We start from the raw sequence: 26568 nt of genomic DNA, 5'->3' as shown, positions 1-26568 counted from the left end.
GCCGCCCGCCGTACGGGTCGCCGGGTGGACCCCGCCCTCAGCCGCCCCGGTCGGCGTTCGTCCCGCCCGCGTCGGTGTCGCCGCGCCCCGCATCCGCCCGGTTGTCGCGCACGTGTTCGGCGACAGGGGTGACGAACTGCTGGATCAGCCACAGAACGATGATGGCCATCAGCGTGACCAGCCCGGCCAGCTTGACATCGCCCACCCCGCAGCACAGGCCGATGGCGCCGCACAGCCACATCGACGCGCCGGTCGTGACGCCCCGCACGCTGGCGCCGGTGATGACGATGGACCCCGCCGCCAGAAACGCCACGCCCGACGTCACGGCCTCGATCAGGCGCAGCGGGTCGGTCTGAAGCCCGACGCCGGGGGCGCTTTCAAAGCTGGTCAGCTCCATCGCGACGATGGCAAAGGCGGCCGCGGCCAGCGCGATCAGCATATGCGTGCGCAACCCTGCGGCGCGCGAGTTGATCTCGCGTTCCCAGCCGATGATCCCCCCCAGCAGGATGGCGGTCATCAGCCGCAACGCCGCGGTGCCCATGGACACCGAGTTCATCGGATCGGTGAAGTCGTGCCAGACGTCCATGCGCGCTCCCTCTGGCGGCAGCTCCGCAGGTCAGCCGCGCCCCGCCTTTTCGGCCAGACCCGAGGTGCCGTCGCGGCGGTCGAGTTCCGCCAGCACCTCGCCCAGCGTCACGTCGCGGGCGGCCAGCATCACCAGCAGGTGATACAGCACGTCAGCCGCCTCGGCCGTCAGCCGGGCGCGATCGCCGCGCACCGCCTCGATGATCGCCTCGACGGCCTCTTCGCCGAATTTCTCGGCGCATTTCTCGGGTCCCTTGGCCAGAAGCTGCGCGGTCCAGCTGGACGCAGGGTCCGCACCGCGGCGCTGCGCGATGGTCGCGGCCAGCCGGGACAGGGCGTCGGGGGCGGTCATGTCAGGCGCACCGGGACACCGGCCGCGGCCATGTGGGCCTTGGCCTCGGCGATGGTGAACGTGCCGAAGTGAAAGATCGAGGCCGCCAGGACGGCGCTGGCATGGCCGTCGCGCACGCCCTCGACCAGATGATCCAGTGTGCCAACCCCGCCCGAGGCGATCACCGGGATGCCGACCGCGTCCGCAACCGCGCGGGTCAGCGGAATGTTGAACCCGGCGCGGGTGCCGTCGCGGTCCATGCTGGTCAGCAGGATCTCGCCCGCGCCCCTGTCCGCGACCGTCCGGGCAAACGCGACGGCATCGATCCCGGTCGGCCTGCGGCCGCCGTGAGTGAATATCTGCCATGTGCCGGGCGACACGGTCTTGGCGTCGATGGCGACCACGATGCACTGGCTGCCAAAGCGGTCCGCCGCCTCGGCCACGACATCGGGGTTCTCGACCGCGGCCGAGTTGAACGACACCTTGTCGGCGCCCGCCAGCAGCAGGGCGCGCACGTCGCGGTGCGACCGAACGCCACCGCCCACGGTCAGCGGGATGAAGCACTGTTCCGCGGTGCGCGTCACCAGATCGTACATCGTGCCGCGGTTTTCATGGGTCGCGTGGATGTCCAGAAAGCACAGCTCGTCCGCACCCGCCGCGTCATAGGCCGCCGCCGCCGCGACCGGGTCGCCCGCGTCCACAAGGTCGACGAAGTTCACGCCCTTGACGACACGCCCGTCGGCCACGTCCAGGCAGGGGATGATGCGGGTCTTGAGCATGTCAGCCTGATAGCGCGGGCGCGCACGGGGGAAAAGGGGCTTTGCCCCCCGGCGTTGCTGCAGGCTCGCCCAAGGGGGGCGCGGCCCGGAAAGACCGTGCGGAAAGCGGGCGGCGGGCCGTCCCAGGGCAGGCGCCGACGGCAAGGCGGACGAAGCGCCGCCCGCGTGGGACTTACCAGCGCAGGACGACGCTGCCCCAGGTCAGCCCGCCGCCGATCGCCTCGGTCACGATGACATCGCCGCGCTGGAACCTGCCCGCGGTGTCCGCGACCGACAGCGCCAGCGGGATCGAGGCGGCCGACGTGTTGCCGTGGTCGGCCACTGTCAGCACCACCTTGTCCATCGGCAGGTGCATCTTGTTCGCCGTGGCGGTGATGATGCGCAGGTTGGCCTGATGCGGGACCAGCCAGTCCACGTCCGCGGGGGCCAGCCCCGCCTTGTCCAGAACCCGATGCGCCGTCTGCGCCAGCTTTTCGACAGCATGCCGGAAGACGAGGTTGCCCTGCATCCGCAGGCAGCCCGCGGTGCCGGTCGTCCCGACGCCCCCGTCCACATACAGGATGTCGCGCAGCGTGCCGTCGCTGTTCAGGTCGGTCGCCAGCACGCCCCGGTCGTCGCTGGTGCCCTCGCCCTCGGCCACTTCGATGATGACGGCGCCGGCGCCGTCGCCGAACAGCACGCAGGTGCCGCGGTCGGTCCAGTCCATGATGCGGCTGAACGTCTCGGCCCCGATCACCAGCACGCGGTTGGCCTGTTCCGACCGGATCAGGCCGTCGGCGTTCGCCAGGGCGAAGACAAAGCCCGCGCAGACCGCCTGCACGTCAAAGGCAAAGCCGCGCGTCATGCCCAGTCCCGCCTGCACCATCGTGGCGACCGACGGGAAGGTCAGGTCGGGGGTCGAGGTCGCGACGACAATGGCGTCGATGTCGTTGGCGGCCAGACCGGCGCGGTCCAGCGCCGCCCGCGCCGCCTTGATGGCCAGGTCGCTGGTGCGCTCGCCCTCGGCGGCGAAATGGCGCCGCTCGATCCCGGTGCGGTCCCGGATCCAGGCGTCCGTGGTGTCCAGCGTCTGTTCGAAGTGACTGTTCTCGACCACCCGTTCGGGCAGGTAATGGCCGGTCGAGCGGATGACGGAACGGCGGATCACGATGTCTGCTCCTGCGCCGCGGCGGGCGGGGCTGCGGCGACCTGGACGGCCGCCTGGGCCACCCGCGCCGCCAGCCGGTCATGAAAGCCCGATTGCGCCAGCTGGAACGCCAGCTTGATCGCCGCCGAAACGCCCGTCGCGTCCGCCGAGCCGTGGGACTTGACCACCGTGCCGTTCAGGCCAAGGAACACGCCCCCGTTCACCCGCCGCGGATCGATGCGCTTTTGCAGCCGCTTCAGCGAGGTCATGGCCAGCAGGGCTGCGAACTTGGACATGATGGAATTGGCGAAGGCGTCCTTGAGGAAGTCGCCGACCAGCTTGGCCGTCCCTTCGCCCGTCTTCAAGGCGACATTGCCGGTGAAGCCATCGGTCACGATCACGTCCACGCGCGCGCCGGGCAGGTCGCTGCCTTCGACGAAGCCGGCATAGTCGAAACTGCCGCCCGCCGCCGCCGCGGCGATCATCTCGTTGGCCTGCTTCAGCTCGGCGCGGCCCTTGTGCTCCTCGGTGCCGACATTCAGCAATCCGATGCGCGGACGCGCGATGCCCAGGCCGTTGCGGGCATAGGACGCGCCCATCAGCGCATACTGCAACAGGTCCGGGGCGTCCGCCTTGACGTCCGCGCCCACGTCCAGCATCACGTTGAACCCGGTCGGATTGCGCGAGGGCCACAGGATCGCGATGGCCGGGCGGTTCACGCCGGGCAGCTTGCGCAGCCGGATCATCGACAGCGCCATCAGCGCGCCGGTGTTGCCGCAGCTGACGGCGACCGTCGCCTCGCGCGCGCGGACGGATTCGATCGCCGACCACATCGAGGTGTCCTGCGCGTTGCGGACCACCTGGGCGGGCTTGTCGTTCATCGTGACCACGCCGGGGGCGTGGCGAATGTCGCAGCGGTCGGCCAGGCCCTTGCGCTTGCCGATCAGGCGGCGCAGCTCGGTCTCGGGTCCATGGACGATAAAGCGGATGGCGTCGTTCTTGGCCGCGCTGTGCGCGATGCCCGCGACGACGGTGGCCGGGCCCCGGTCGCCGCCCATCGCGTCAACCGAGATCACGACACTGCCGCCAGGGCGGTGCGGACCGGAAGGCTCGAGCGCGGCGGGCATAGACGCGGGCGGTCCGACGATCAGGCTGCGTCGTCGTCCAGGTCGATCGCGGCCGCCTGCGCCACGACTTCGCGGTCGGCATAATGGCCGCAGGACGGGCAGACGTGGTGCGGACGCTTCAGTTCGCCGCAGTTGGAGCAATCGTTGGGATTGCCCGCGACCAGCGCATCATGCGAACGGCGCATGTTGCGGCGGGACCGGGTCACTCGGTTCTGTGGGACGGCCATGTGTCAACCTTTGGTGGCGGGGCGCGGGGACGGGTCCGGCCCATAGAGTTTCGGATCGAACCGCGCCAATACGTCATTGCGCCGCGACCCGCAAGGTCAAAGGGGGCAGGGCACGCGGTCCCCTGCGGGCGGGCTGCAGCCCGGCCCGCAGGGGGCGCACGTCCCCCCGGCCCTAGTCCCGGTCGCGGCGGGCCAGCAGGTCGCCCAGCCCGGCAAAGGGTCTGCGGGCGTCCTCGGCGTCCGGCGCGGGGGCCGCGCTGTCGTCCAGGGCGGCCCCCGGCGCCCGAGGATACAAGGGCAGCGCCAGCGACAGCGCCTCGACCAGGACCGCGCCCAGGTCGATGGCCTGGCCCAGCGGCTCGACCTCGTCGTCCGCCATCTCGACCTCCTCGCCCTCGGGGTCCGCGACATGGGGGGAATAGCGGCGGCTGACCTCCTCCTCCAGCGTGGTTTCGACGGGGCCCAGCGTCACCACGCAGGGCTGCACCACCCGCGCCGTCAGCCGCGCGGTCAGCAGCCAGCCATCCGCCCCGGCGGCCACGATCCGGCCGGCCAGCCGGACCGAGGGCAGGTGGGTCAGGTCAAGCGCCTGCGCGATGCGCGCGCGCGCCTCGGCATCGGGGACCAGGTCGAAGTCGTGACCGTGCCGCGGGCTGAGCTGCGACACCCGCAGCCTGTGGCTGTAGGGCCCGGCTGCCGCCGGATCGGGGCGGCGGTCGCCGCGGGTCGGGTCGGAAGCTGTCATGGCGGGCCTTTCTGGCGGACCATGCCGCCAAGCATCTGACATTCTTGAGCGCAGGCGCCGAGTTTGCTAAGCGGCGCATGCGGCGTCAACAACCGCGGCCGGCTCATCCCCGTTCCGCAACACGGCGACACACGGCAGACCGCGCCTGCAGAGGCGCCCGAGCGGCAAGGATCGACACCCGGATGACCACCACGCGGCGGCAGATGATCCTTGCGGCGCTGGCCTTGCCCCTGCTGGGCGCGGCCGGATGTACCCGGCTGTATCGCAACCACGGCTATGTCCCCCCCGATGACGAGCTTTCGGCCGTCGTCGTGGGCCAGACCACGCGAGACCAGCTTGAATCGCTGATCGGCCGTCCGGGGTCGCAGGGCGTGCTGACGGGGGCCAGCTGGTATTATGTCGGATCGCGGTGGGAGCATTACGGCCTGAACCCCCCGCGTGAGATCGACCGGCAGGTCGTGGCGATCAGTTTCGACGAATCGGGCGTGGTGTCCAACGTGGAACGGTTCGGACTGGAAAGCGGCCGCGTCGTGGTGCTGTCGCAGCGCGTGACGGACAGCGGCGTCTCGGGCGAGGGGGTGATCCGCCAGCTGTTCCGCAACGTCGGCAACGTAAACGCGGGGCAGCTGATCGACTAGGCCGCGGGGGCGGACTCGCCCTCGGGGACAAAGCGGATCGCGACGCCGTTGATGCAGTAGCGCAACCCCGTGGGCGGCGGGCCGTCGGGAAACACGTGGCCCAGATGCGCGTCGCAGCGGTGGCAGCGCACCTCGGTCCGCACCATGCCATGGCTGGTGTCGCGCAACTCGTCGATGGCGCCGCCCGCGCGCGAAAAGCTGGGCCAGCCGCAATGGCTCTCGAACTTGTGGTCGCCGTCGAACAGACGCGCCCCGCAGCAGGCGCACGCGTAATGCCCTGCCCCCCGGGGAAAGCCGGGATGCGAGAAGGGCCGCTCGGTGCCCGCCTGGCGGGTCACGCGATAGGTTTCGGCGTCCAGCATCGCGCGCCATTCGGCATCGCTGCGGGTGATCTTGTCGGTCATGTCGTTTTCCTGTTGCCGCCCCGTTACAACTTAGGGCTAACCCGGCAGGGAACAAGCGCCGCGTTCCCCCTGTTCCCCCTGGTGACCGATCTGGAAGGTCAAGCGATGCTGAACCTGCGCAAGGGGCGCTATGGCGTCCGTCTGGCCGTCACGGACGAGGATCTGCGCGCCGCGCAGCGGCTGCGCTGGCTGTGCTTCGTGGGCCAGCGGACGGGGGCCGACGATCCCGTGGCGCTGGACAGCGACACCCATGACGCGATCTGCCGTCATGTCCTGATCGAGGACCTGCGGTCTGGCGCGCTGGTCGCCTGCTTTCGCATCCTGCCCCTGACCCACGGGGCCGAGATCGGGCGCAGCTATGCCGCGCAGCATTACGACCTGTCGCGCCTGGCGCGCTTTGACGGTCCGATGATCGAGGTCGGGCGCTTCTGCATCCACCCCGCCCACAGCGACCCCGACATCCTGCGCCTGGCCTGGGGGGCGCTGGCCGCCCATGTCGAGGCCGAGGGCGTCGAGATGCTGTTCGGCTGCTCGTCGTTCCTCGGCACCGACACCGCCGCCTACGAGGAGGCGTTCGCCATGCTGGGCGACAGGCATCTGGCGCCGACGCGCTGGCTGCCGCGGGTCAAGGCGCCCGACGTGTTCCGCTTTGCCCGGCTGCTGCGCCGCCGCCCCGACGCCCGCGCCGCCATGGCCGCGATGCCGCCGCTGCTGCGGACCTATCTGCTGATGGGGGGCTGGGTCAGCGACCATGCCGTCGTGGATCGCCAGCTGAACACCCTGCATGTCTTCACCGGGCTGGAGATCCGCGCCATCCCGCCCGCGCGCGCGCGCCTGCTGCGGGCCGTGGCAGGCTGACGCCCGGCCGTGGGCCGCATTGCCAGCGCGGGCCGTCCGGCCTAGACAGGGCGCTTTCCAGCGGAAGGGCAGGCATGGCCGGGTTTTCGTTCACCGTCACCGCGACGCAGGACCGGGCGCGCACGGGCGTCATCGCGACCCCGCGGGGGCAGATCCGCACGCCCGCCTTCATGCCGGTGGGCACGGCCGGCACCGTCAAGGCGATGCTGCCCGAAAGCGTGCGCGCCACGGGCGCCGACATCCTGCTGGGCAACACCTATCACCTGATGCTGCGCCCCGGCGCGGACCGGATCGCCCGGCTGGGGGGGCTGCACCGCTTCATGCACTGGGACCGGCCGATCCTGACCGATTCGGGCGGCTTTCAGGTGATGAGCCTGTCGGACCTGCGCAAGCTGACCGAGGAGGGCGTGACCTTCGCCAGCCACATCGACGGCTCGCGCCATGTGCTGTCGCCCGAAACCAGCATGGAGATCCAGCGCCTGCTGGGATCCGACATCGTCATGGCCTTTGACGAATGCCCCGCCCTGCCCGCCACCGAGGAGCGGCAGGCCGAGGCGATGCGCCTGTCGATGCGCTGGGCGCAACGGTCGCGCGACGCCTTTGGCGACCGCCCCGGACACGCGCTGTTCGGGATCATGCAGGGCGGCGTGATCCGGCACCTGCGCGAGGAGTCGGCCGAGGCCCTGCGCGCCATCGGCTTTGACGGCTATGCCATCGGCGGCCTGGCCGTGGGCGAGGGGCAGGCGGCGATGTTCGGCGTCCTCGATTACGCCACCGACCTGCTGCCCGCCGACAGGCCGCGTTACCTGATGGGGGTGGGCAAGCCCGACGACATCGTGGGCGCTGTCCAGCGGGGCGTGGACATGATGGACTGCGTTTTGCCGTCGCGGTCCGGGCGCACCGGGCAGGCCTGGACGCGGCGCGGCCCCGTCGCCGTCAAGAACGCGCGGCACGCCGACGACCCGCGCCCCCTGGACGAATCCTGCACCTGCCCGGCCTGCACCGGCTATTCCCGCGCCTATCTGCACCATGTCTTCCGCGCCGGAGAGATGATTTCCGGGATGCTGCTGACGTGGCACAACCTGCATTATTATCAGCAGATCATGCAGGGCATGCGCGACGCCATTGCCGCAGGCACGCTGGACGACTGGGTGGCGGATTTCCACGCCGTCCGGGCGCAAGGCGACATCGCGCCCCTTTAGCTCCGCGGCGGCCGGGGCTTGTAGGCGGGCAGCGACCAGCCCCAGCGCATCGACCCGGCCCGCAGCAGAAAGGTCACGGCCCCGCAGGCCGTCAGGGCCACGGGACGCGGCAGGTCCAGCCATGTCAGCGCCAGCGCCGCCAGCGCGCCCCCAAAGGCGGCGGTCAGGTAAAGCTCGCCCTGCTTGAGGACAAGCGGCACCTCGTTGCCCACCACGTCGCGCATCAGCCCGCCGAAGGTGCCGGTGACGATCCCGGCGATCACCACGATCAGGGGACCATAGCCCCCGACCAGCGCCACGCCCACCCCCGCGGGAACGGCCACCGACAGCGCCATCGCGTCCAGCCACAACAGCCAGCGATAACGGCTTTCGACCAGATGCGCCGTCCAGAACACCAGGAAGGCGGCCGCCATCGCCAGCAGCACAAAGCCCGGACGCGACACCCAGAACACCTCGCGTCCTAGCACAAGGTCGCGCACCGTGCCGCCGCCCACGGCGGTCATGGCGGCCATGAAGATGAAACCCACGGGATCAAGCTGCTTGCGGCTGGCAACCAGGGCGCCGGTCAGCGCAAAGACCAGCACCGACGCATAATCCAGCGCCACCACAAAGCCCGACACCGCGCCCACCAGATCGGGCTTCACTTGAACGGCGCCATGCCGGCGCGGGCCAGTTCGTCGGCGCGTTCGTTTTCGGGATGGCCCGCATGGCCCTTGATCCAGGCCCAGGTGACGCGGTGGCGGCTTCGCGCGGCATCCAGCCGCTGCCACAGGTCGGCGTTCTTGACCGGCTTGCGATCGGCGGTCTTCCAGCCGTTCTTCTTCCAGTTGTGAATCCAGGTGGTGACGCCGTTCTTCACATAGGCGCTGTCGGTGGTGATGGTGATCGCCGTGTCGCGGGTCAGCGCCTCGAGCGCGGCGATGGCGGCCATCAGCTCCATCCGGTTGTTGGTGGTGTCGGGCTCGCCCCCGGACAGTTCACGCTCGCGCACGATGGCGGTGCCGTCCATCGCGCGCATCAGCACGCCCCATCCCCCCGGCCCGGGATTGCCGCTGCAAGCGCCATCGGTCCACGCGAACAGGTCAGTCACGCGGACACGCGGCGCGGGCGCAGGGCCGCGCAATGCGGCAAGCCGGATGGATCACGAACGGCACGGTCATTCCTTCCTGGATCATGATGAGGGGGGTCGCGCCGGGCGCAGATCGGGGGACAGGTCTGAGCGGGCGCAAGGGGCGGCCCCGGGCGGCGGCTCAGCCGGCCACAGGCTCGCGCAGGACACGGGGCACCTTGAACTCGACCCGCTCCCGCGCCGTCTCGACCAACTCGACCGTCAGGTCGTGGCGCTCGGCAAAGGCGGCGACAACCTCGTCCACCAGCACCTCGGGCGCGCTGGCGCCCGCGGTCACGCCCACCGCGCGGATGCCGTCCAGCGCGCGCCAGTCGATGTCGGACGCCCGCATCACCAGTTGCGCGTGCGCGCACCCGGCCGATTGCCCCACCTCGACCAGGCGGCGCGAGTTCGAGCTGTTGGGTGCGCCGATCACCAGCAGCGCGTCGATCAGGGGTGCGATCGCCTTGACTGCGGCCTGCCGATTGGTGGTGGCATAGCAGATGTCGTCCTTGGCCGGGCCGACGATGGCGGGAAAGCGCGCCTGCAAGGCCGCGACGACGGCGGCGGTGTCGTCCACCGACAGCGTGGTCTGGGTGATCCAGGCCAGCCGCGACGGGTCGCGCGGCGCAAGGCGGGCCACGTCGTCCACCGTCTCGACCAGGATCACCTCGCCCTCGGGCAGCTGGCCCATGGTGCCCAGCACCTCGGGGTGGCCGGCGTGGCCGATCATGACCATCTGCAGGCCTTCGGCGTGGTGGCGCTCGGCCTCGATGTGGACCTTGCTGACCAGCGGGCAGGTCGCGTCCACATAGACCATGTTGCGCCGCTGTGCCTCGGCCGGGACGGACCTGGGCACGCCGTGGGCCGAAAAGATCACCGGACGGTCGTCGGGAACCTCGTCCAGTTCCTCGACGAAGACGGCGCCCTGCGCGCGCAGGCCGTCCACGACAAAGCGGTTGTGCACGATCTCGTGGCGGACATAGACCGGCGCGCCCCATTTCTGCAGCGCCAGTTCCACGATCTTGACGGCCCGGTCCACGCCCGCGCAGAACCCGCGCGGCGCGGCCAGATACAGGGTCAGGGGCGGCTTGCTGATCATGACGGCGGGTTAGCGCGCCGGGCGGCCAAGGTCCAGCCGTGACGCACCGCGCCGCGCCTGCGTCATCCGTCCGCGGCGGGCGCGGGCGGGGGGTCGCGCGGCTCGCGCGGCGGACGGCCGATGATCTCGCGCAGGGCGTCCAGCTCGATGAAGTTGTCGGCCTGCCGGCGCAGCTCGTCGGATATCATCGGGGGCTGGCTGCGCAGCGTGGACACCACCGACACCCGCACGCCCTGCCGCTGCAGGGCCTCGACCAGCGGGCGGAAATCGCCATCGCCCGAAAACAGCACCGCATGATCCAGCCGGTGGGCCAACTCCATCGCGTCCACCGCAAGTTCGATGTCCATGTTGCCCTTGACGCGCCGGCGGCCCATCGAATCCACGTATTCCCGCGCCGGCTTGGTGACCATCGTGAAGCCGTTGTAATTCAACCAGTCCACGAGCGGGCGGATGGGCGAGTACTCCTCGCTTTCCAGCAGGGCGGTGTAGTAGTAGGCACGGATCAGCTTGCCGCGGCGCTCGAATTCCTGGCGCAGCAGCTTGTAATCGATGTCGAACCCCAGCGTCTTGGCTGCGGCATGCAGGTTCGACCCGTCGATAAACAGGGCCAACCGATCGTCCTTGTAAAACAAGTGAATGACCTCGTGCGAAACTGGGAAAACCTTTGGACGCGATACTAACGCTGTTGGGCCTTGGGGCAAACCTGTCCAGTTCGGCAGGTTCGCCCGCCGACGCCCTGCGCGCGGCACTGGGTCGAATCGCCGATCTGCCCGGCTTGCGGCTGGCCGCGGTCAGCCGGTTCTGGCACACCCCGGCGCACCCCGCGGGCTCGGGCCCCGACTATATCAACGCCTGCGCTGCCGCCTGGGCCGCCGAGGCGCCGGGCGCGTTGCTGGCCCGCCTGCACGGGGTCGAGGCGGCCATGGGGCGCGTCCGGTCCGGCCGCTGGGCGGCGCGCGGCATCGACATCGACCTGCTGGCGGTGGGGGACGGCGTGGTGCCTGACGCGGCCACCCAGGACGGCTGGCGCGCGCTGTCCCCGGCCGATCAGGCCAGGCTTGCCCCGGACCGGCTGATCCTGCCTCACCCGCGCCTTCAGGACCGCGGCTTCGTGCTGGCCCCGCTGGCCGAGATCGCGCCCGGCTGGACCCATCCGCGCACCGGGCGGACCGTGGCGCAGATGCTGGCCGACCTGCCTGCGTCGGCGCTGAAGGGGATGGCACCGGCGGCTTGACAATGGTGCAGGCACACGCCAGTCATGCCTCCTTGCCCTGAAGTTGCGATTCGCAGAGGTGTTGCATGGCCCGCGTGACCGTCGAAGATTGCGTTGACAAGGTTCCGAACCGCTTCGATCTGGTTCTGCTCGCGGCCCATCGCGCGCGCGAGATCGCGGCCGGCTCGCCGCTGACCGTCGACCGTGACGACGACAAGAACGCCGTCGTGGCCCTGCGCGAGATCGCTGACGAGACCCAGCCCGTCGACGAGCTGCGCGAGCGCATGATCGAGACCACCCAGACCCAGATCGAGGTGGACGAGCCCGAGGAGGACGCGATGGCGCTGCTGCTGGGCGCCGAGGTCGATCGTCCCAAGCCCGCCGACGAGGAGTCGGAGGAGCGCATGCTGCGCATGATGCTGCAGGCCCAGGATCGCGGCTGACTCTGTCGGGGCGGGCGGTTGGACCGGATCGATGTCGATGATCTGATTGCCCTGGTCCGCAACTACAACCCGCGGACCAACGCCGATCTGATCCGGCAGGCCTACGACTATGGCCTGCGCATGCACGAGGGGCAGACGCGCCACTCGGGCGAGCCGTATTTCACCCACCCGGTCGCGGTCGCCACGATCCTGACCGAGATGCGGCTGGACGACGCCACCATCATCACCGCGCTTCTGCACGACACCATCGAGGACACCCGGTCCACCTGGACCGACATCGAGCGGCTGTTCGGCCGCGAGATCGCCGATCTGGTGGACGGCGTCACCAAGCTGACCAACCTGCAACTGTCCGGCACCCATACCAAGCAGGCGGAGAACTTTCGCAAGCTGTTCATGGCCATGTCGCGCGACCTGCGCGTGATCCTGGTCAAGCTGGCCGACCGGCTGCACAACATGCGTACGATCAAGTCGATGCGCCCCGACAAGCAGGTCCAGAAGGCGCGCGAGACGATGGACATCTTCGCGCCGCTGGCCGGCCGCATGGGGATGCAGTGGATGCGCGAGGAGCTTGAGGACCTTGCCTTCAAGGTCATCAACCCCGAGGCGCGCAACTCGATCATCCGCCGCTTCGTCACGCTGCAGAAGGAAACCGGCGACGTGATCCCGCAGATCACCGCCGACATCCGGGCCGAGCTGGACCGCGAGGGGATCGAGGCCGCCGTCTTCGGGCGCGCGAAAAAGCCCTTCAGCGTCTGGCGCAAGATGCAGGAAAAGCAGTTGGCCTTCAGCCGGCTGTCCGACATCTACGGCTTTCGCATCATCACCGGGTCCGAGGCCGAGTGCTATCGTGCGCTGTGGATCATCCACCGCCGCTGGCGGGCGGTCCCGGGCCGGTTCAAGGACTATATCAGCCAGCCCAAGTCGAACGGCTACCGCTCGATCCACACGACCGTTTCGGGGCGGGACGGCAAGCGGGTCGAGGTCCAGATCCGCACCCGCGCCATGCACGAGGTGGCCGAGGCGGGCGTCGCGGCGCACTGGGCCTATCGCGACGGCGTTCGGACGCGAAACCCCTTTGCGGTCGATCCGGGCGAGTGGATCGCGAGCCTGACCGAACGCTTTGGCGAGGAGGACCACGACGAGTTCCTCGAACACGTCAAGCTGGAGATGTACCAGGATCAGGTCTTCTGCTTCACGCCCAAGGGCGACGTGATCCAGTTGCCCAAAGGGGCCACGCCCATCGACTTTGCCTATGCGATCCACACCCGGCTGGGCAACGGCTGCGTGGGCGCCAAGGTGGACGGCATCCGCGTGCCGCTGTGGACCCGCCTCAAGAACGGCCAGTCGGTGGAAATCATCGCGGCCTCGGGCCAGCGCCCGCAGGCGACCTGGCTGGGGATCGTCGTGACCGGCCGCGCCAAGGCCGCGATCCGGCGGTCCTTGCGCGAGGAGGACCGATCCCGCTTCATCCGGCTGGGATCGGAGCTGGTGCGCGTCGCGTTCGAGCATCTGAACCGCAAGGTCACCGACAAGGCGCTGCGGACCGCCGCCAAGGCGCTGGCGCTGCCCAGTTCGGACGAGATGCTGGCCCGCATCGGCAGTGCCGAGATGTCGGCGCGCGCGGTAACGGCGGCGCTTTATCCGGACCTGGTCCTGGCCGAGGAGGAGGTCGAGGCCGGTCGCGCCGTGGCCGGGCTTGAGGCCGATCAGGAATCCGTCCGCGCACCCTGCTGCAACCCCCTGCCCGGAGAGCGGATCGTCGGCATCACCTATCGCGGCAAGGGCGTCGTCATCCACGCCATCGACTGCCCGGTGCTGGAGGATTACGAGAGCCAGCCGGGCCGCTGGGTCGACCTGCATTGGCGCGAAGGGCGTCATCCGCCCGTCTATTCCACGCTGATGTCGCTGACGATCCGCCACGATGCGGGCGTTCTGGGCCGCATCTGCACGCTGATCGGGGCGCAGGGGGCCAATATCTCGAACCTCGAGTTCAACGACAGGAAGCCCGATTTCTATCGCCTGACCGTCGAGGTCGAGTTGCGCGACCGCGAGCACCTGCACGCGCTGCTGACCGCGCTTGAGGCGGAAAGCGACGTGGCGCAGGTGGCCCGCATCCGCGACCCGGCCCAGCGGAACCGACTGTGACGGCCCCGGCGCGGCTGTGGCTTGCGGCCCGCCGCACGGCCTGATTGACTGTCCGCGCAGCCGAAACGACAGCCGGGGGGGCCGGGGTGTTCAAGCGCAAGCCGCGCAGCTATTCCCAGCTTGCCAGCGACATGGTCTATCCGCGCGGGGGCTGGTCACGGGCCGTGCAGTATCTTGTGCACCGCGTCCGCAGGCTGCCCGATCAGCCCCACCGGGTCGCGCGCGGCTTTGCGGCAGGAACCTTCGTCAGCTTCACGCCCATGTTCGGCCTGCACCTGCTGGGCGGGATGGCGCTGGCCTGGGCCGTCCGGGGCAACGTGCTGGCGGGGGTGCTGGGCACCATGGTGGGCAATCCGCTGACCATCCCGTTCATTGCCGTGATGTCGGTGGGCCTGGGGCGGCGGATGCTGGGGATCGAGGGCAGCATGGCCCCCCGCGCGATCCTGGACGAATTCAGTGCTGCGGGAACGCAACTGGCGCAGAACGTCATGACGCTATTCGACGGTCGGGCCGCCGAATGGGACAGGCTGGCGCATTTCGCGCAGACCATCCTGCTGCCCTATTTCGTGGGGGGGCTGATCCCGGGGCTGATTGCCGCGCTGATCGGGCACGCGCTGACCGTGCCGCTGGTGCGGGCCTATCACAACCGCCGCGCCGCCCGCATGGCGCGCCGGATCGCAGCTCTGCGGGCACGCCAGACCGCCCCGCCGCCTGCTGCGGGCACCGAGGACCCGCCGCTCTAGATCCCCAGCCGGTCGCGCAACCCGTACCATGACATGCCGGCCACCAGCAGCGGCCAGCGCAGCGCGGCACCGCCCGGGAACGGCGCGGGGGCCAGCGCGGCCATGGCGTCAAAGCCCTCGGACTGGCCCTGCACCGCCCGGGCCATCAGCTTTCCGGCCAGGGTCGCCAGCGCCACGCCATGACCGGAATAGCCGCTGGCCGACAGGCAGTTCGGCGCGGGCCGGGCGAACAGCGGCATCCGGTTCATGGTGATCGCCAGCGTCCCGCCCCAGGCGTGGGTGATCGCCACCCCCTTCAGCTGGGGATAGACCTGTTCCAGTGGCCGGCGGACCTTGGCCGCGATGTCGCGCGGAAAGCGATAGCTGACGTTCTCGCCACCCCCGAAGATCAGCCGCCGGTCGTCCGACAGGCGCCAATAGTTCACCACGAAGCGGGTGTCGTGGACGGCGATGTTCTGCGTCAGGATGTCGTCGGCGCGCGCGCCCAGCGGCCCGGTCGCCACGACGAAGTTGTTGATCGGCATGACGCGCGCGGCGACATGGGTGTCCAGACCGCCCAGATAGCCATTGGCGGCCAGGATCACGTGATCGCAGATCACCCGACCCGTTCCGGTCTGCACGATGGTCTTGCCGCCCGCGCGCGTGGCATGGGCGATGTGGTGGACGGGACTGTCCTCGTGGATCACGGCCCCGGCCTGGGCGGCCAGCCGGGCCATCCCCAGCGCCAGCCCCAGCGGGTCAAGGTGCCCCGCGCCGCGGTCGATGTCGCCGCCGCGGTACAGCGGCGACCGGACCAGCGCGCGCAGCCCGTCGCGGTCCAGGGGCGTGATCTGGTGATAGCCGTAATCGCGCGCCAGCCGTTCGGCGTTGGCGCGCGCGTGGGCAACCTCGGACGCACTGCGGGCGGCATGGGCGATGCCCGGGTGAAAGGCCACGCCCGAGGCGTCGGCCAGCGCGCGGGTCAGGGCCTTGGCTTCCTCGGCCATGTCCCACAACCGCCGCGCGGCCTCGCGCCCCGCCATTCGCTCCAGTTCCTCGACCTCGAGCCGCTGGCCCGAGCCGACCTGCCCACCGTTGCGCCCCGACGCGCCGAAGCCCGCGCGATGCGCCTCGAGCAGGACAACCCGCCGCCCCGCGCGCGCCAGGTGCAGCGCCGCCGACAGGCCCGTGTAGCCGCCCCCGACCACGGCCACATCGGCCCGCGTCTCGCCCCGCAAGGGCGCGAACGGCGGCAGGGCCGGGTTCTGCGCGGCATAAAGGCTGGGCGGATAGGTCGCGCGCCGGTCGTTGGAAAACAGCAGGTTCATCGCAGGGGCTTCTTTCTTGCCCAAATATCCCGGGGTCCGGGGCAGCGCCCCGGTCTGCCCCTTACACGTTCAGCAACAGGTGCTCACGCTCCCACGGGCTGATCACCTGCAGGAACTCCTTGTATTCGTTGCGTTTCACTGATTCGTACACGGCCACGAACTCGGTCCCCAGCACCTCGCGCATGGGCTCGGATTCCACCATCTCGTCCAGCGCGTCGCCCAGGTTCAGGGGCAGGCCGTCCTCGGCCATATAGGCGTCGCCCAGGCATTCCGCGCGCGGGTTCTCGCCCTCCATCAGCCCCAGATAGCCGGTCGCCAGCGACGCGGCAAAACCCAGATAGGGGTTGCAGTCCATCCCCGCCAGACGGTTTTCCACCCGCCGCCCGCTCGGGTCCGAAATCGGGACGCGCAGCCCGGTCGTGCGGTTGTCGCGGCCCCATTCCAGGTTGATGGGCGCCGCAAAGTCGGGGACATAGCGGCGATAGCTGTTCACATAGGGCGCGAGCAGCGCGACCGCCGCCGGCAGGTGCCGCTGCATCCCGGCGATGAAATGCAGGAAGGCCGGCGTCTCGCGCCCCTCGGGGTCGGAAAAGATGTTGTCCCCGGTCTGCGAGGACACCACCGAGTGGTGGATGTGCATGGCGCTGCCCGGCTCGCCCTCGATCGGCTTGGCCATGAAGGTGGCAAAGCAGTCGTGGCGCAGCGCCGCCTCGCGGATCAGCCGCTTGAAGTAGAAGATCTGGTCGGCCAGCTGCACCGGGTCGCCGTGGGCCAGATTGATCTCGACCTGCCCGGCGCCCCCTTCCTGCAGGATGCCGTCGATCTCGAACCCCTGCGCCTCGGCAAAGTCGTAGATGTCGTCGATGACCTTGCCGTATTCGTCCACCGCCGACAGCGAATAGGCCTGCTTGGCGGCGGCGCGTCGTCCGGTTCGCCCCATCGGCGGCTGGATCGGCTGGTTGGGGTCGATGTTGCGGGCGACGAGGAAGAACTCCATCTCGGGCGCCACGATGGGGCGCCAGCCGCGTTCGGCGTAAAGCCCGACGACGCGCTTGAGCACGTTGCGCGGCGCGATCGGCACCGGGCGGCCCTGCTGGTCGAACACGTCGTGGATCACCTGCAGGGTCACGTCCGCGGTCCACGGCGCCGCCGAGGTCGTCTCGTAGTCCGGGGTCAGCACCATGTCGGGTTCGGTGAACGCGCCGGTCGGGTTGTCGGCCCACTCGCCGGTGATCGTCTGCAGGAAGATGCTGTTGGGCAAATAAAAGCTCTGCTGCCGCGCGAACTTGGACGCGGGCATCGCCTTGCCGCGGGCGACGCCGGCGATGTCGGGCACGATGCACTCGATCTCGTCCAGGCGGCGGCCGTCGATATACTGCCGCGCGGCGGCCGGGATCTTCGTCAGCCAGTCTGACATGGGTAACTTTCCGCCGGCGCCGGGGCCGGCTTTCTGGGAACGGAGGGTCAGGGCGCCGGCACGACGCCGGCCATCGGGTCGCCGCGTTCGGCCAGACCCGCGATCACGCCGGCGCGGTCATCGGGGGGGCGGTTCTGGCTGGCCTTCCACTTGCCCTGCAGGCGCGCGACCGGCACTTCCAGCCCCACGATGCCGCGCAGCTGCGCCGCGACAAAGGCCGGGGGCGCATCGGTGACTGCCCAAGGGACGCTGGCGCCCGCCTCATGCGTATCGGTCAGGCTGGACACCTGCGCGTGCAGCCAGTCGGCGTCGTCGAGGATGCGCGGAACGCCGCGCACCTGCACAGTCAGATAGTTCCAGGTCGGGACGACGCGCCCGTGTTCGGCCTTGGAGGCATACCAGCCCGGCGAGACATAGGCCTGCAGGCCCTGAAACACCGCCAGGACCGCGCCACCCGCGCGCAGGTCGTCCAGTTGCGGGTTGGCGCGCGCCAGATGGGCGCGCAGCACCTGCGCGGCCGGATCAAGCTGCATGGGGATCAGGTTCGCCGTCAGCCCGTCCCGCCCGTGCGAGATCAGCGTGGCCAGCGGATGGGCCGCGATCAGCGCCGCCAGCACCTCGGGCCGGTCCTCGGCAAACGCAGGCGGGACATACATCAGGCGGCCCCCCGCCGGGGCTTGCGGTCGCGCGCGGCCTTGAAGAACGCCTCGATCCGGTCGGCCACGGGGCGTGCATCGGCCTGTCCGCGGCGTGCGCGCGCATCGTCGATCAGCGCGCCGGGCACCAAGCCTGCGCGATGCTCCATCAGGCCGTCGATCACCGCGTCGCCGAACTCGGGGTGGGCCTGGACGGTAAACGCCCGGTCGCCATAGACCAGCGCCGCATTCTCGCAGAACGCATTGCGCCCCAAAGGCGCGGCCCCCGGCGGCAGGGTGGTCACCTGGTCCTGGTGCCACGCGTTCAGCGTCACGGTCTGGTCCCCGAAATCATAATCCTGCGGGCCGATGGCCCAGCCGCCCGGGTGCTTGTCCACCCGCCCGCCCAGCGCCTGAGCGATGATCTGGTGGCCAAAGCAGATCCCCACCATCGGAACGCCCGCGTCATGGGCGGTGCGGATGAACCCCTCCAGCGGCGGGATGAAGGCGTGATCCTCATAGACGCCATGGCGCGATCCGGTGATCAGCCAGCCGTCGGCGTCGTGGACGGTGGCGGGAAACTCCATCGCCTCGACGTGATAGCTGTCGAAGGTGAACCCGCGACCTGCCAGCAGCCGGACGAACATGTCGTCATAATCGCCGACCTCGCCCCGGATGACCTCGGGCGACTGGCCGCATTTCAGGATGCCGATCCGCATCGAAAACTCGCTGGTTGTTCGGCGACAACGTAGGCGCGGGGCAGGGGGCACCGCAAGGGGCGGCGCATCTGCGCCAAACGGCCGGGTGGCCGAGCCCGCGCCGCGCGTGCTAGCCTGCGCGCCGAACGAACAGGAGTTTGCCCATGCCCGGCCTGCGCCCCGATGTCGATCCCGACGGCCTGATGGAGTTCTCGGTCGTGTTCACCGACCGCAGCCTGAACCACATGTCGCAGCGTTTCCAGCAGGTGATGCGCGACATCTCGGCCATGGCGACCGACGTCTATGGCGCAGCCGGCGTGGCGCTGGTGCCCGGCGGCGGCACCTGCGCGATGGAGGCGGTGGCCCGCCAGTTCGGCCGCGACGCCCATGCGCTGATCGTCCGCAACGGCTGGTTTTCCTATCGCTGGACGCAGATATTCGACGCGGGCGGCTTTGCGCGCGAGACCACCGTCGTGATGGCGCGTCCGGCCGGCAACGATCCCCGTCCTGCCTATGCCCCGCCCCCCATCGACGAGGTCGTGGCCCGCATCCGCGAGACGCGCCCCGACGCCGTCTTTGCGCCCCATGTGGAAACCTCGGCCGGTCTGATCCTGCCCGACGACTATGTCACCGCGCTGGCGGATGCCGCGCACGAGGTGGGCGCGCTGATGGTGCTGGACTGCATCGCCTCGGGCGCAATCTGGGTGGACATGCAGGCGACCGGCGTGGACGTGCTGATCTCGGCTCCCCAAAAGGGCTGGAGCGCATCGCCCTCGGCCGGGATGGTGATGCTGTCGGACCGCGCGGTCGAGCGGCTGGACCGCACCACCAGCGACAGCTTTGTCCTGGACCTGAAGAAATGGCGCGCGATCATGGCCGCCTATGAGGCGGGCGGCCACGCCTATCACGCGACCCTGCCGACCGACGCCCTGGTGGGGCTGCGCGACGCCATGGCCGAGACGCGCGAGATGGGTTGGGACGCCGCGCGCGAGGCGCAGTGGCGACTGGGCCGCGGCGTGCGCGACTGGCTGGCGGGACGCGGCGTTCGCTCGGTCGCGGCCGAGGGGTTCGCCGCGCCGGGGGTCGTGGTCAGCTATACGGACGACCCCGAGGTCCAGAGCGGCCGCGCCTTTGCCGCCGAGGGCGTGCAGACCGCCGCGGGCGTGCCGCTGCAGGTGGGCGAGGGCGCCGAATTCCGCAGCTTTCGCCTGGGGCTGTTTGGCCTCGACAAGCTGCGCGACGTGGACGGAACGCTGGCGCGGCTGACGGGCGTGCTGGACCGGGTGCTCTGACCGCGCGCCGGGGGCGGTCAGGCGCGTCCCTGTCGCGCGGCCTCAGACCGTGTCCAGGTACAGCTCGACCGTTTCCTCGTCGGACAGTTCGGCCATGTAGTGCAGTTCCTGCCGCTTGGTCATCACCAGGTTCTCGATCAGGTGGGCCGGGAAGATGCGGCGCGTCTGGGGGCTGTGCTCGAACGCGTCGATGGCCGCGCCCCAGTCGGCCGGCAATTGCGCCAGTCCCTGGTCATAGGCGTTCCCGGTGATCGGGGGCGGGCACTCGGCCTTGTCCTCGATCCCGTTCAGCGCCGCCCCCAGGATCGCGGCCACGGTCAGATAGGGGTTCACGTCGCCGCCCGGCGTGCGATGCTCGATCCGCCGCGCCTTGGGCCCGGACGACGGAATGCGGATCGCCGAGGTGCGGTTCTCGTACGCCCAGCCGATGCCGGTCGGCGCGTGCGCGTTCGGCACCAGCCTGTCATAGCTGTTCTCGTGGGGCGCAAACAGCAGCGTCGATCCCGGCATCGCGTCCAGGCAGCCGGCGACCGCATGGCGCAGAATGTCCGAGCCGCGGTCCGTGCCGTCGTCGAAGACGTTGTCGCCGTTGCGGTCGAGGACCGAGAAATGCATGTGCATCCCCGAGCCGTTGAACAGCTCGTAGGGCTTGGCCATGAACGACCCCGCAAACCCGAAGCGGCGTGCCAGCCCCTTGACCAGCTGCTTGAACAGCCAGGCGTCGTCCGCGGCCTTCAGCGGGTCGGGCTGGTGCATCAGGTTCAGCTCGAACTGCCCGGGCGCCGCCTCGGAGATGGCGGTGTCGGCGGGAATGTCCATCGCCTCGCACGCGTCGTAGAGCGCGGTGAAGAACCGGTCAAAGGCGTCCAGCGCCCGCAGGCTGAGCGTTTCGGCCCCGGTCCGGCGCTTTCCCGACCGCGGGCTGGGCGGCACGCGCAACTGGCCCTGGCTGTCGTCGATCAGGAAGAACTCCAGCTCGGTCGCCACCACGGCCGTCAGGCCGGCGGCCTCGTAGCGTTCGACGACGCGGGCCAGGGCCTGCCGCGGATCGCCGTCATAGGGGCGGCCATCGGGGTGGAACATCCACAGCGGCAACAACCCGGTGGGCGCGTCCAGCCACGGCATCGGCATGAAGCCGCGTTCCGTCGGCATCAGCAGCCCGTCGGGGTCGCCGGCCTTGAACACCAGCGGGCTGTCTTCGACATCCTCGCCCCAGATGTCCATGTTCAGGACCGAATAGGGGAACTTGGTCCCCTCGGTCAGAAGCTTGTCGGCAAAGCGTGCCGGAATGCGCTTGCCGCGCGCGACGCCGTTCAGGTCGGCCGCCGCGACGCGGATCGTCTTTACCTCGGGATGTTCCCTCAGCCAGTCCATGGTTCACCTGATGATGTTCGGCCGATAGCGTAGCCGTTGGGCGGCGCCCGGCAGATGCCGGTTCAACCGCCTGTTGACGACCCCGAACAGCGTGATCAGCGCCAGGGTCAGAAGGATGAAATAGCCTGCCACGATCGGATAGGCGACGAACGGGTTGTAGGTGCGATCGGCGATGAAGCTGGCAAAGTACAGCGCGTCGCCCTGCTGGCGAAAGACCGGAAAGCCCGAGAAGAACACCAGCGTCGTCGCGTGAAACAGGAAGATCGCCTCGTTGGTGTAGGCGGGCCAGGCCAGCCGCAGCATCGTTGGCCAGACGATGCGCCGGAACCGCGGCCATCCCGACAGGCCATAGGCATCGGCGGCCTCGAGGTCGCCCTTGGGAACGTTGCGCAGCGCGCCGTGAAAGATCTCGGCCGAATAGGCGGCGGTGTTCAGGATCAGGACGATCAGCGCGCCCGCCCATGCCCGCGTCAGCCAGCTTGTCTGCACGATGACGCCGAACACCTCGACGCCCTCGCGCGGCAGCAGGACGAACGCCTGGTAGGCGATGAAGAACTGGATGAACAGCGGGCTGCCCCGGAACAGGAAGATGAACCACTCGGCCGGGCGGCGCAGGGCCGGATTGCGGCTCGACTTGGCCAGGGCCAGCCCCGTCGCCATCCAGAACCCGACGGCCAGCGCGAACACCCCGAAATAGATGTTCCAGATCAGGCCGGATGCGATCAGCGTCATCTGCCGGCACAGCGTCAGCTCGATCCCCGAGAGCGTCAGTTCGCCGATCCCGATCGAGCGCAGGCCGAAGTCCGCGATGTCCTGAAGGCACTGGTTCATGGCACGGCCACCCGGCGCATCGCCTCTCCGGCCAGTGTGGCCTGGCCGTGCGACAGCCGCCCGGCCACGCGGTCGATGACCCGCTGCGACACCCACGTCATCATCAGGTAAAAGGCCAGGATTACCAGGAAATACCACAGCCGCCAGTCGGGATGCGGATAGGCATAGGTGGACGTCTTGGTGCCGCCCAGGTCGCGCGCCCAATAGACGATGTCCTCGACCCCCAGCAGGAACAGCAGGGGCGTCGCCTTGATGAGGATCATCCACAGGTTCGACAGCCCGGGCAGGGCATAGGTCCACATCTGCGGGATCAGGATGCGCCGGTTGATCTGGCGGTCGCTCATCCCGTAGGCCTCGGCGGTTTCAAGCTGGGCACGCGGCACCGCCGCCATCGCCCCGCTGAGGACGTTGGCCGCGAACGCGCCGAACACGATGGCAAACGCCACGACGGCCAGCGCAAAGCCATAGCCCTGATGCACCCAGCCGGCCGCATCGGCGCGGGGCAGCTTGGCCAGCGCGCAGACGACGAACTCGTTGCCCTGCCGGACGGGTACCGAGGGGTCGCAGTAGACGCGGCTGCGCAGCCATTCCAGCGACTGGTCCATGGCGATGGGCACGAACAGGAAAAAGATGATGTCGGGCACCCCACGCACCATCGCGGTATAGACCTTGCCGAACCACCGCAGCGGCCGGATGCGCGAGCGTGCGGCCAGGGCGCCGCCAAAGCCCAGCAGCAGCGCCAGCGGCGCGGTGATCGCAAGCAGCAGCAGGACCGTGCCGAACGAGGCGTAGAACAGCAGGTGCTTGCCCGATGTGAGATAACACATCAGCCAGGGCAGGCCGTCCAGGACGGCGGGGTTGCTGCAGCTTGCGAACATGAGGGCCTGGACCGCCGCCTCGTCAGGTGCGGCGGTCCCCTGTCATCGGATCAGTTCGTGGCCGCAGGCGCGGCCGCGCCCGTCGGCGCGCCGGCGGCAGGGGCCGCCGCGGCAGTCGCGGGTGCGGTGGCGGTCGCGGGTGCGGTGGCACCGGCGGCTGCGGGCGCCGCCGCCGCGGGGGCGGTGCCGAACGTCTTTGCCTCGGGCCCGAACCACTTGACGATCAACGCGTCCAGCGATCCGTCGGCCTTCATGTCGATGATGGCCTTGTCGAAGCGCGCCTTCAGCTCGGTGTCGGACTTGCGCAGGCCCATGCCCAGGCCCTCGCCCAGAACCACCGTGTCCTTGCCCTCGACCCAGACCATCTCGCCGTTCGAATCGTTCACGAAGGGCGCCAGAAAGTCCTTGTCGGCGAACACGGCCTCGGCCTCGCCGTTGCGGACCGCGTCGACCGTCTCCTCTCCGGTCGCGAACTCCAGCAGCTGCGCGCCGGTGTCGGCCACGTGCGACGCCTGGATGGTCCCGGTCTGCGCCGCGACGACGCCGGTGATGTCGGCATCGGGGGTCAGCGCCAGATAGGCCGAGGGCGGCGGCGGGGTGTAGGGCTCCGAAAACGCGATCGCCTTGCGCCGCTCGTCGCTGATGTTCATGCCGGCCATGATGGTGTCATAGTTCGACGACACCAGGTTCGGGATGATCGAATCCCAGTCGTTGCGGACCCATGTGCATTCGGCCTGGATGCGGCGGCACAGCTCGTTGCCCAGCTCGATCTCGAACCCGTCCACCTCGCCCTTGTCGTTGACGAAGTTGTAGGGCGGATAGGCGCCCTCGGTGCCCATGCGGATGACCTGTGCCGCGCCTGCCCCTGCGGTCAGCGCCAGCACCGCCGCGGCAATCATCAGTCCTCTCATCGTCGTCTCCCGTTGGTCGTCGTTGTTGTCAGGCCGCCATCGTGGCGCTGAGGAATTGGCGCAGCCGGTCGGTCCGGGGTGCGCGGAAAATCTGCTCGGGGGGGCCTTCCTCCTCGACCATGCCCTTGTGCAGGAACACCACATGATCGCTGAGATCGGCGGCCAGGCGCATGTCGTGGGTCACCAGGATCATGGTGCGCGCCTCGGCGGCCAGGTCCTTGATGACCTTGACGACCTCCTGCTGCAATTCGGGGTCAAGGGCGCTGGTCGGCTCGTCGAACAGCAGGGCGCGCGGCTCCATGCACAATGCGCGGGCGATGGCGGCGCGCTGCTGCTGGCCGCCCGACAACTGCGCGGGCCAGGCGTCGGCCTTGTCGCCGATGCCCACCTTGTCCAGCAGGGCGCGGGCGCGCGCCTCGACCGTGGCGCGGGGCTGGCCCAGCACGGTAACGGGCGCCTCGGTCACGTTCTGCAGGATCGTCAGGTGGGACCACAGGTTGAACTGCTGGAACACCATCGACAGGTTCGTGCGGATGCGCGTGACCTGCGCGCGGTCGGCGGGTACGCGGCGGCTGTCCGTGCCGGTCCAGCGCACAGGCTCGCCTTCGAACAGGATCTCGCCCGCCTGGCTGTTTTCCAGCAGGTTGCAGCAGCGCAGCAGCGTCGACTTGCCGGAGCCCGACGACCCGATCAGGGTCACGACATGGCCGCGCGGCGCGGTCATGTCCACGCCCTTCAGCACCTGCAGCGCGCCGTAGGCCTTGTGCAGGCCGCGGATCTGGATGACCGGCGCGCCGGGCTCGGCGGCAGCCGGGCGGGGGTTCGGGGAAACGGCGTCAACGGTCATGGTCGGCCCATGTGGCGTGATTCCCCGCCGGAATGCAACGGGTTCGTCCGGTCGGCGTCGGCGCGTGGCGCCGGGTGGACCGGGGTTCGGCTGGATCGGCAACGGTCGTCCATCCTTGCGGTCGGCGCCCTGTCGGCTTCCGGTTGCAAAGCAGACGACGGACGCCGGCCGGGCCGGGTCCGCGCTGCTCTGCCGCTGTCCCGTCAGGGCAGCACGCGGTCGCGCAAGCTCAGGACTCGGCGCTGCCCTCGACGTCGAACAGCGCCCGATACTGCCGGGGCTGCGAGCGCAGGTACTGAGCGGGGGCCTTGACCCGACCGCCCAGATGGGCCGCCGCGTGCCAGGGCCACCGCGGATCGTAAAGGATGGTGCGGGCCAGCGCGACAAGGTCGGCGTCCCCCGTCCCCACGATGGCCTCGGCCTGGTCATAGTCGGTGATCAGCCCCACCGCGACCACGGGCAGGCCCGTCGCCTGCTTGACGGCGCGCGCCAGCGGCACCTGATAGCTGGGGCCGACCGGGATCTGCTGGCGGGGGTCCAGCCCGCCGCTGGACACGTGAATGGCGTCGCAGCCCCGTGCCTCCAGCGCGCGGGCCAGGGCGATCGTCTGCGCGATGTCCCAGCCGCCGTCCACCCAGTCGGTGCCCGACACGCGCACCGTGACCGGGCGGTCGGCCGGGAACGCCTCGCGGACGGCGTCGAACACCTCGAGCGTCAGGCGCATCCGGTTGTCCAGGCTTCCGCCATAGTCGTCGTCGCGCGCGTTCGACAGCGGCGACAGGAACTGGTGCAGCAGATAGCCGTGCGCGGCATGGATCTGCACGGCGTCGATCCCCAGGCGACCGGCGCGACGGGCCGCATCGGCAAAGCCCGATCGCACGCGGTCCAGCCCGGCCCTGTCCAGCGCCACCGGCGGGATCTCGTCCGCCTGGAACGGCGCGGCGCTGGGGGCCACGGTCTGCCATCCATGCGTCTGGCCGGGCGGGATCTGCTGGCCGCCCTTCCACGGCAGGTCGGTCGAGGCCTTGCGCCCGGCATGCGCCAGCTGGAGGGCGATGGGCATGTCGGACCAGCGGCGCACGGTGTCCAGCGTGCGGGCCATGGCCGCCTCGGTCTCGTCGGACCACAGGCCGACATCGCCCCATGAAATGCGCCCTTCGGGGACGACGGCCGTCGCCTCGATGGTCAGCAGGGCGGCCCCCGACAGCGCAAGCTGGCCCAGGTGGATCACGTGCCAGTCGGTCATGCAGCCATCCACCGCCGAGTACTGGCACATGGGCGCGATGACGATGCGGTTGGCCAAGGCAAGCGTGCCCACGACAAAGGGGCTGAACAGGCGGGACGACATCGGCGGACCTCGTTTGGACAAACAGGGCGGCAGCGTGCCGCTGCGCTGACCCCCGGTGTAGGAACGGCGGACCGGATGTGCAATCGACCGGCGGGATTGGAAGCAGGGGCCGTTCTCCCCCTCTGCCGTTGCCGCGGTGTGATGTCGCCGGGCAGGGCCGGGCAGGTATGCAGAACGATGCGCTTGGCGCACGTCGTCTGCAAGGCCCGCCGCGGGGGACGCGGCGCACCGGCCGGGCCGGGAACGCGCCCCAG

Annotated in this window: 29 protein-coding genes and 1 pseudogene; 8 read left to right on the top strand and 22 right to left on the bottom strand. The window is 69.8% G+C overall.

The features are described 5' to 3' along the window. Positions 1-37: 37 nt before the first annotated feature. From DPQ23_RS08935 to DPQ23_RS08905, 7 genes are all read right to left on the bottom strand, one after another. Complete coding sequence (locus DPQ23_RS08935) at positions 38-586, bottom strand: MgtC/SapB family protein (RefSeq protein ID WP_112874354.1); 549 nt, start codon at positions 584-586, stop codon at positions 38-40. Between the two features lie 30 nt (positions 587-616). After that, positions 617-937, bottom strand: coding sequence for a phosphoribosyl-ATP diphosphatase (locus DPQ23_RS08930; protein WP_112874353.1), 321 nt, complete (start codon positions 935-937; stop codon positions 617-619). After that, a complete protein-coding gene (gene hisF / locus DPQ23_RS08925; RefSeq protein ID WP_112874352.1) occupies positions 934-1695 on the bottom strand; it encodes an imidazole glycerol phosphate synthase subunit HisF in 762 nt (253 codons plus the stop codon). Before hisF ends, DPQ23_RS08930 begins: the two co-directional genes overlap by 4 nt. A gap of 172 nt (positions 1696-1867) precedes the next feature. Next, entirely contained in the window at positions 1868-2842 is a 975-nt protein-coding gene (locus tag DPQ23_RS08920; RefSeq protein WP_162630697.1) for a beta-ketoacyl-ACP synthase III, read from the bottom strand. Beyond that, the gene (gene plsX / locus DPQ23_RS08915; protein ID WP_112874351.1) at positions 2839-3948 is read right to left on the bottom strand and encodes a phosphate acyltransferase PlsX; all 1110 of its coding nucleotides are present in this window, start codon (positions 3946-3948) and stop codon (positions 2839-2841) included. The genes DPQ23_RS08920 and plsX overlap by 4 nt, the downstream gene beginning before the upstream one ends. A gap of 20 nt (positions 3949-3968) precedes the next feature. Next, a complete protein-coding gene (gene rpmF, locus DPQ23_RS08910; protein WP_112874350.1) occupies positions 3969-4175 on the bottom strand; it encodes a 50S ribosomal protein L32 in 207 nt (68 codons plus the stop codon). 172 nt (positions 4176-4347) lie between these two features. Then, positions 4348-4920 carry a YceD family protein gene (locus DPQ23_RS08905; RefSeq protein ID WP_112874349.1) on the bottom strand — a complete coding sequence of 191 codons (573 nt, stop codon included), beginning with the start codon at positions 4918-4920 and terminating at the stop codon, positions 4348-4350. Between the two features lie 182 nt (positions 4921-5102). Between DPQ23_RS08905 and DPQ23_RS08900 the strand changes: the two genes are divergently transcribed. Beyond that, positions 5103-5558, top strand: a complete 456-nt coding sequence (locus DPQ23_RS08900; protein WP_112874348.1) for an outer membrane protein assembly factor BamE — start codon at positions 5103-5105, stop codon at positions 5556-5558. Here DPQ23_RS08900 and msrB read toward each other — a convergent pair. After that, the gene (gene msrB / locus DPQ23_RS08895) at positions 5555-5962 is read right to left on the bottom strand and encodes a peptide-methionine (R)-S-oxide reductase MsrB (RefSeq protein ID WP_112874347.1); all 408 of its coding nucleotides are present in this window, start codon (positions 5960-5962) and stop codon (positions 5555-5557) included. The genes DPQ23_RS08900 and msrB overlap by 4 nt on opposite strands. A 105-nt stretch (positions 5963-6067) precedes the next feature. Here msrB and DPQ23_RS08890 point away from each other — a divergent pair, with 105 nt between their 5' ends. Together DPQ23_RS08890 and tgt are read left to right on the top strand one after the other, a co-directional pair. Next, positions 6068-6820: a GNAT family N-acetyltransferase gene (locus DPQ23_RS08890; RefSeq protein WP_112874346.1), complete on the top strand. Its 753-nt coding sequence runs from the start codon at positions 6068-6070 to the stop codon at positions 6818-6820. A gap of 74 nt (positions 6821-6894) precedes the next feature. Further along, positions 6895-8022: a tRNA guanosine(34) transglycosylase Tgt gene (tgt, locus tag DPQ23_RS08885; RefSeq protein ID WP_112874345.1), complete on the top strand. Its 1128-nt coding sequence runs from the start codon at positions 6895-6897 to the stop codon at positions 8020-8022. Here tgt and DPQ23_RS08880 read toward each other — a convergent pair. The 4 genes from DPQ23_RS08880 to DPQ23_RS08865 form a co-directional block, all read right to left on the bottom strand. After that, positions 8019-8666 (bottom strand): trimeric intracellular cation channel family protein, encoded by a 648-nt coding sequence (locus DPQ23_RS08880; RefSeq protein WP_240602598.1) that lies wholly within the window; start codon positions 8664-8666, stop codon positions 8019-8021. The genes tgt and DPQ23_RS08880 overlap by 4 nt on opposite strands. Further along, positions 8663-9112: a ribonuclease HI gene (gene rnhA / locus DPQ23_RS08875; RefSeq protein ID WP_112874455.1), complete on the bottom strand. Its 450-nt coding sequence runs from the start codon at positions 9110-9112 to the stop codon at positions 8663-8665. The genes DPQ23_RS08880 and rnhA overlap by 4 nt, the downstream gene beginning before the upstream one ends. Before the next feature lie 160 nt (positions 9113-9272). Next, positions 9273-10232: a 4-hydroxy-3-methylbut-2-enyl diphosphate reductase gene (gene ispH / locus DPQ23_RS08870; protein WP_162630696.1), complete on the bottom strand. Its 960-nt coding sequence runs from the start codon at positions 10230-10232 to the stop codon at positions 9273-9275. 62 nt (positions 10233-10294) lie between these two features. Then, a complete protein-coding gene (locus tag DPQ23_RS08865) occupies positions 10295-10864 on the bottom strand; it encodes a LabA-like NYN domain-containing protein (protein WP_112874344.1) in 570 nt (189 codons plus the stop codon). 32 nt (positions 10865-10896) lie between these two features. On the opposite strand from DPQ23_RS08865, the gene folK reads away from it, so the two are divergent. The 4 genes from folK to DPQ23_RS08845 all read left to right on the top strand — a co-directional run bounded on the left by folK (position 10897) and on the right by DPQ23_RS08845 (position 14776). Next, positions 10897-11466: a 2-amino-4-hydroxy-6-hydroxymethyldihydropteridine diphosphokinase gene (gene folK, locus DPQ23_RS08860; protein ID WP_240602596.1), complete on the top strand. Its 570-nt coding sequence runs from the start codon at positions 10897-10899 to the stop codon at positions 11464-11466. A 65-nt stretch (positions 11467-11531) separates the two neighbouring features. Further along, a complete protein-coding gene (gene rpoZ / locus DPQ23_RS08855) occupies positions 11532-11888 on the top strand; it encodes a DNA-directed RNA polymerase subunit omega (RefSeq protein ID WP_112874343.1) in 357 nt (118 codons plus the stop codon). Between the two features lie 18 nt (positions 11889-11906). Continuing rightward, positions 11907-14033, top strand: a complete 2127-nt coding sequence (locus DPQ23_RS08850) for a RelA/SpoT family protein (RefSeq protein ID WP_240602594.1) — start codon at positions 11907-11909, stop codon at positions 14031-14033. Between the two features lie 86 nt (positions 14034-14119). Further along, positions 14120-14776 carry a DUF2062 domain-containing protein gene (locus tag DPQ23_RS08845; protein WP_112874342.1) on the top strand — a complete coding sequence of 219 codons (657 nt, stop codon included), beginning with the start codon at positions 14120-14122 and terminating at the stop codon, positions 14774-14776. Here DPQ23_RS08845 and DPQ23_RS08840 read toward each other — a convergent pair. From DPQ23_RS08840 to DPQ23_RS08825, 4 genes are all read right to left on the bottom strand, one after another. Next, entirely contained in the window at positions 14773-16083 is a 1311-nt protein-coding gene (locus DPQ23_RS08840; protein WP_112874341.1) for an NAD(P)/FAD-dependent oxidoreductase, read from the bottom strand. The two genes, DPQ23_RS08845 and DPQ23_RS08840, sit on opposite strands and share 4 nt — an antisense overlap. 61 nt (positions 16084-16144) lie before the next feature. After that, the gene (locus tag DPQ23_RS08835; RefSeq protein WP_112874340.1) at positions 16145-17500 is read right to left on the bottom strand and encodes a glutamine synthetase family protein; all 1356 of its coding nucleotides are present in this window, start codon (positions 17498-17500) and stop codon (positions 16145-16147) included. Between the two features lie 47 nt (positions 17501-17547). After that, positions 17548-18156 carry an FMN-binding negative transcriptional regulator gene (locus DPQ23_RS08830; protein ID WP_112874339.1) on the bottom strand — a complete coding sequence of 203 codons (609 nt, stop codon included), beginning with the start codon at positions 18154-18156 and terminating at the stop codon, positions 17548-17550. Next, positions 18156-18854, bottom strand: coding sequence for a type 1 glutamine amidotransferase (locus tag DPQ23_RS08825; protein ID WP_112874338.1), 699 nt, complete (start codon positions 18852-18854; stop codon positions 18156-18158). The genes DPQ23_RS08830 and DPQ23_RS08825 overlap by 1 nt, the downstream gene beginning before the upstream one ends. Before the next feature lie 143 nt (positions 18855-18997). Here DPQ23_RS08825 and DPQ23_RS08820 point away from each other — a divergent pair, with 143 nt between their 5' ends. Then, positions 18998-20125: an aminotransferase class V-fold PLP-dependent enzyme gene (locus DPQ23_RS08820; protein WP_112874337.1), complete on the top strand. Its 1128-nt coding sequence runs from the start codon at positions 18998-19000 to the stop codon at positions 20123-20125. A gap of 42 nt (positions 20126-20167) precedes the next feature. On the opposite strand, the gene DPQ23_RS08815 is transcribed toward DPQ23_RS08820, so the two are convergent. From DPQ23_RS08815 to DPQ23_RS08790, 6 genes and pseudogenes are all read right to left on the bottom strand, one after another. After that, positions 20168-21499, bottom strand: a complete 1332-nt coding sequence (locus tag DPQ23_RS08815; protein WP_112874336.1) for a glutamine synthetase family protein — start codon at positions 21497-21499, stop codon at positions 20168-20170. Positions 21500-21502: 3 nt separating this feature from the next. Beyond that, positions 21503-22330 carry an ABC transporter permease gene (locus tag DPQ23_RS08810; RefSeq protein ID WP_112874335.1) on the bottom strand — a complete coding sequence of 276 codons (828 nt, stop codon included), beginning with the start codon at positions 22328-22330 and terminating at the stop codon, positions 21503-21505. Beyond that, a complete protein-coding gene (locus DPQ23_RS08805) occupies positions 22327-23208 on the bottom strand; it encodes an ABC transporter permease (protein ID WP_112874334.1) in 882 nt (293 codons plus the stop codon). The genes DPQ23_RS08810 and DPQ23_RS08805 overlap by 4 nt, the downstream gene beginning before the upstream one ends. 188 nt (positions 23209-23396) lie before the next feature. Continuing rightward, positions 23397-24119: pseudogene (locus DPQ23_RS08800) on the bottom strand (transporter substrate-binding domain-containing protein); the annotation flags it as partial. Between the two features lie 28 nt (positions 24120-24147). Then, positions 24148-24966, bottom strand: coding sequence for an ABC transporter ATP-binding protein (locus tag DPQ23_RS08795; protein ID WP_112874332.1), 819 nt, complete (start codon positions 24964-24966; stop codon positions 24148-24150). Between the two features lie 229 nt (positions 24967-25195). Further along, positions 25196-26314, bottom strand: coding sequence for an NADH:flavin oxidoreductase/NADH oxidase (locus DPQ23_RS08790; RefSeq protein WP_112874331.1), 1119 nt, complete (start codon positions 26312-26314; stop codon positions 25196-25198). Positions 26315-26568: the final 254 nt, after the last annotated feature.

This window comes from Paracoccus endophyticus, assembly GCF_003286075.1.
Classification (GTDB): Bacteria; Pseudomonadota; Alphaproteobacteria; order Rhodobacterales; family Rhodobacteraceae; genus Paracoccus; species Paracoccus endophyticus.
This window is presented reverse-complemented; position numbering and strand designations above follow the sequence as displayed.